Genomic DNA, 4,814 nt, shown 5'->3' on the forward strand with positions numbered 1-4,814 from the left:
TGCGCCGCTCCTGCAGCGCGCGGCTGCGCATGATGCGCGCGTAATGCGCCCATTGCACGACCACGATGGCGATCACCACCTTGTCCACGCCCCGGCCCAGCATGGCCAGCAGCACCAGCGCGACCAGGATGGTGGGAAACCCGAGGATGAAGTCCACCAGGCGCATCAGCAGGGTGTCGATCAGGCCACCGGCATAGGCCGCCACCAGCCCCACCAGACTGCCGATCACCGTGGCCAGCGCCACGGCGCTCAGGCCGACGGTCAGGCTGATACGCAGTCCGTAGAGAATGGCGCTGAGCATGTCGCGGCCCTGGTTGTCGGTGCCCAGCCAGTACCGAAAGCCGTCCATGCTGGCCGAGCCCGGCGCCAGGCGGCCGTCCATCAGGTCGAGGTTCGCCAGGTCGTAGGGATTTTGCGGCGCCAGGAACGGCGCCAGCAGCACGATGGCCAGCAGAGCCACCAGCGCAATCACCGAGCCCTTCACGGTCGGGTGGCTGCGCAACTGCCTCAGGATGGCACGCCGGCGCGGCGTGTCGGTCATGGGGGATCGGGGGGTCTCTGGAGTCTGCATAAAACGCTTGGCCCGTTCTTTATTCGGACTCTTGCAATTGCACGCGCGGGTCGAGCACGGCATAAAGCATGTCCACCAGCATGTTGATCATCACGAAGATGAAGGTCACCAGCATCACATAGGCCACCACCACCGGGCGGTCCAGGTGGTAGATGCTGTCGATGAGCAGCTTGCCCATGCCAGGCCAGGCGAACACCGTTTCGGTGATGGTCGAGTAGGCGATCAGCGAGCCGAACTCCATGCCGATCACCGTGACCACCGGGATCAGGATGTTGCGCAGGATGTGCCGCGTGAGGATGCGCCGGGGCTTCAAACCCTTGGCGCGCGCGAACTTCACGTATTCCTGCTTCTTGGCGTCCACCACGCCCGTTGCCGTGAGGCGCAGCACCAGCGCGATGTTGGCCAGCGCCAGGTTGACAGCCGGCAGCATCACGTGTGACCAGCCATCGGCCGTCAGCAACGAAACCGGCACGCCCAGGACCGCGACCGTGTCGCCCCGGCCCGAGGCCGGCAGCCAGTGCAGCCACACGGCAAAGCACAGGATCAGGACCATGCCCTGCCAGAAGTTGGGCAGCGAAAAACCCAGCACCGAGCCCGCCATCAGCCCGCGCCCCGTGGGCTTGTCGCTTTTCAGGCCCGCGATCAGCCCCAGCGGAATGCCGATGAGGATGGTGAGGGAGATGGCCACGAACACCAGCTCCAGCGTGGCCGGAATGCGCTGCACGATGAGCTCGATGGCCGGAATGCCGTGCACGAACGAGGTGCCCAGGTCACCCTGCAGCGCGCGGAACAGAAAGCCCGTGTACTGCAGCCAGACGGGCAGGTCCAAACCCAATCGCTGGATCATGACCTGGCGGTCGGCTTCGCTCGCCTCGGGGCTGACGAGCAGCTCGATGGGATCGCCCACCGCATACACGGCGAAGAACACGACGACCGAAACGGCCAACAGAACGAACAGGCTCTGCACGAGCCTTCGCAAAATGAAGACGAGCACTCAGGCATCCCCTTGCGAAATGGATTGGGACCGCGCGCCACATCACTGTGCCGATCACCCCGGCCAGGCCAAGGGCGCCTGCAGTACACGCGGGTGAGGTCGATACGGGTAATGGTCGGCCCAGGGGACCTGCGGGAACGCAGCATGGCAAAGAAAGTACGGAGTGCGCAGGCGCACCCCGTACTCATACGGGCCGTGTGATCAGTTCTTGGCCTTGACCGAGGTGGCCAGCGTGTACTGGTCGCGGCGGCCTTCATAGGTCAGGCCCTTGCGGAAGGCCCAGATGCTGCTTTCGAAATGCAGCGGAATCAGCGCCACGTTGTCGAGCGCGATCTGCGTGGCCTCTTCCAGCCCCTTCTTGCGCTTGGCGGCATCGACCGTGTTGGCTGCCGGGATGTACACCTTGTCGAACTCGGCACTGCTGAAGCCGCCGTAGTTGCTGGTGCCCTGGCCCTTGGGCGCATCGAGCGAGGCCAGCCACAGCTGGAACAGCGCCGACGCTTCACCGCTCTCCGACGGCCAGCCGCCCATGGGCATGCTGAACTCGCGCTTGGCACGCTTGGGGAAGTAGATAGATGCCGTCATCGCATCCACATTGGTCTTAATGCCGATGCGCGTGAGGTACTGCGCCACGGCCTGCACGACCTGGCTGTCGTTCACGTAGCGGTCGTTGGTGGACGACAGCGTCAGTTCGAAGCCATTGGGGTAGCCCGCATCGGCCAGCAGCTTCTTGGCGGCTGCCGGGTCGAACTTGATCTCGGGCGCCTTGGGCAACGCGCCGAACATGCCGTCGGGCATGTATTGAAACGCCGGGGTGGCCATGCCGTCCATGATGCGCTGCACGATGGCCTTGCGGTCGATGGCCATGTTCATGGCCTGGCGCACACGCAGGTCCTGCAGCGGGTTCTTGCCATCGGGGCTCTTCACGAACGGGCTCGGGTTGCGGCCGATGTCGGGCTGCAGGAAGATCAGGCGCGTCGAGGGCGTCGCCACGAAAGCAAACTTGCTGTCTTCCTTCACGCGGGCGAGATCGCGCGCTGCGGGGTTCTCGATCACGTCGTAGTCACCCGACAACAGGCCGGTGAGACGGGGGCCGGCGCTGGGTACGGGCACCATCTTCACGGTCTTCCAGTGGGGCTTCTCGCCCCAGTAGCCTTCGTTGCGTTCGAGCTGGATGCCACTGCCCTTCACGTACGACTTGAACAGGAAAGGCCCCGTGCCGATCGACACTTTGCCGGTGTTGAAGTCAGTCACCGTGGGCCAGGGGCCGGTGACGCCGCAGCCCGTCTTGGGCGCGAAATGCAGTGTGCCGTGCTGCGCAATACCGCTCCAGATGATGGGCAAGGAACGCGCCATTTCGGCGGGCAGCAGTGGCAGCGGCGTTGCCGTCTTGATGATGACGGTGTGGTCGTCCGGCGTCTGCACATCGGTGATGCGCTTGGTGGTGTCGGTGTACGACACCGACACATTGGTCTCGTTGTTCAGCGTGCGGCAAATGGTGAACAGCACGTCCTTCGAGGTAAATGGCGAACCGTTGGAGAACTTCACGCCCTGGCGCAGCTTGAACTCCCAGGTCAAATCGTCGATATTTTTCCAGGAGGTGGCCAACGCGGGCACCAGCTCCATGNTGTTCAGCGTGCGGCAAATGGTGAACAGCACGTCCTTCGAGGTAAATGGCGAACCGTTGGAGAACTTCACGCCCTGGCGCAGCTTGAACTCCCAGGTCAAATCGTCGATATTTTTCCAGGAGGTGGCCAACGCGGGCACCAGCTCCATGTTGGCATTGCGCCCCACCAGCGAGTCGTAGACATGGGCAGCGAAAGCATCGTTGGCCGTCATCTTGTGGTAGTGCGGATCGGCCGCCGTGGGTTCGGCCGCCAAGGCGATGGTGAGCGACTGCGCATGGGCGGCGCCCACCAAGCCCACCGACGCTGCCACGCCGCCGGCCAAGGCGAACACGGTCTTTCGAATGCCCATCTTCATTTCGGATTCCTTTTCGTCAAAGACTGGATAGCCCGCCCAAGAAGCGAGCCGGCTTCAATGCCCTGATAGAGGCCCCGAGACGCGAGACAAAGACGTGCACGCGCTGCCGGACTGCCCCCAATGCTTGGCCCATTTTGGTGCTGCCGGCATGCCGAGAGCTACCACGTTTCCACGGATGGTCAATAAACGTAACCATCAGTAAAGTGCCGGCCCAAAGGCTGACTGGAGTCAAGGCATCCATACGTTTTGAATCTGGACAGCGTCGATTTCCTGGCTATCGTTTGCGTACGGCGTCCGCGATGACCTGAGCCACAGATGCCAACCCGGGCGCGGCCTGTGCCGCCGGCCCGGCGCACCGGAGAGCACCCATGCCAAAAATCACCCCCTGCCTGTGGTTCGACACCCAGGCCCAGGAAGCCGTGGCGTTCTACAGCGGCATCTTCGCCAGCGCCAGGACGCTGCGCACCACGCACTACGGCGAGGGTGCGCCCCGGCCGGCCGACATGGTGCTGACGATCGAATTCGAACTCGAAGGCCAGCGCTTCATCGCCCTCAACGGCGGGCCGGAGTTCCCGTTCACCCCCGCTGTTTCGCTGTCCGTCGAGTGCCAGACCCAGGACGAGGTCGACCGCCTGTGGCAGCAGCTCGGCGCGGGCGGCCGCCCCGGCCAGTGCGGCTGGCTGCAGGACAAATACGGCCTGTCGTGGCAGATCGTGCCGCACCTGCTGCCCGAGCTGCTCAGCGACCCCGACCCGCGCAAGGCCCAGGCCGTGATGCAGGCCCTGATGGGCATGCACAAGCTCGACATCGCCGCCTTGCAAAACGCCCACGCGCGCGCATGATTCCCTTCCCATCCACCCACGGAGATACACCATGCAAGTCCAGCCCTACCTGTTTTTTGACGGCCGCTGCGAAGAGGCCCTGGAGTTCTACCGCAGCGCCCTGGGCGCCGAAGTCACCATGTTGATGCGCTACAAGGACAGCCCCGAGCCCCAGCCGCCCGGCGCCTGCGCGCCCGGCAGCGAAGACAAGGTCATGCATTCGAGCTTTCGCGTTGGCGGCGCCGAACTGATGGCCTCAGACGGCCAGGCGCAGGGCCACCCCGAATTCAAGGGCTTCTCGCTCTCGCTCACCCCGGCCAACGACGCCGACGCCGAGCGCCTGTTCCACGCCCTGGCCAGCGGCGGCAAGGTTCAGATGCCGCTCGGCCCGACCTTCTTCGCCTCGTCCTTCGGCATGGTGGCCGACCGCTTTGGCGTGTCGTGG

The 4,814-nt window shown here is 64.4% G+C and carries 5 protein-coding genes; 2 read left to right on the top strand and 3 right to left on the bottom strand.

Translation table 11 applies throughout. The features are described from left to right. The 3 genes from QZH66_RS14320 to QZH66_RS14330 form a co-directional block, all read right to left on the bottom strand. Positions 1–541 (bottom strand): ABC transporter permease (locus tag QZH66_RS14320; RefSeq protein WP_305806613.1); only part of this gene is annotated, 541 nt, incomplete at its 3' end. 49 nt (positions 542–590) lie between these two features. Beyond that, positions 591–1,565: an ABC transporter permease gene (locus QZH66_RS14325; RefSeq protein WP_305806614.1), complete on the bottom strand. Its 975-nt coding sequence runs from the start codon at positions 1,563–1,565 to the stop codon at positions 591–593. A 201-nt stretch (positions 1,566–1,766) separates the two neighbouring features. Next, the gene (locus QZH66_RS14330) at positions 1,767–3,548 is read right to left on the bottom strand and encodes an ABC transporter substrate-binding protein (protein WP_305806615.1); all 1,782 of its coding nucleotides are present in this window, start codon (positions 3,546–3,548) and stop codon (positions 1,767–1,769) included. Positions 3,549–3,916: 368 nt separating this feature from the next. On the opposite strand from QZH66_RS14330, the gene QZH66_RS14335 reads away from it, so the two are divergent. Next, the gene (locus QZH66_RS14335) at positions 3,917–4,390 is read left to right on the top strand and encodes a VOC family protein (RefSeq protein ID WP_305806616.1); all 474 of its coding nucleotides are present in this window, start codon (positions 3,917–3,919) and stop codon (positions 4,388–4,390) included. 31 nt (positions 4,391–4,421) lie between these two features. Then, positions 4,422–4,814: VOC family protein (locus QZH66_RS14340; RefSeq protein WP_305806617.1), on the top strand; the 393-nt coding region annotated here is incomplete at its 3' end.

Source organism: Stenotrophomonas sp. YIM B06876, from assembly GCF_030711595.1.
GTDB lineage: Bacteria > Pseudomonadota > Gammaproteobacteria > Xanthomonadales > Xanthomonadaceae > Stenotrophomonas.

Bases quoted from the DNA above. Each gene is read 5' to 3' on its own strand.
- QZH66_RS14335 (WP_305806616.1), top strand. From the start codon at position 3,917: ATGCCAAAAATCACCCCCTGCCTGTGGTTCGACACCCAGGCCCAGGAA.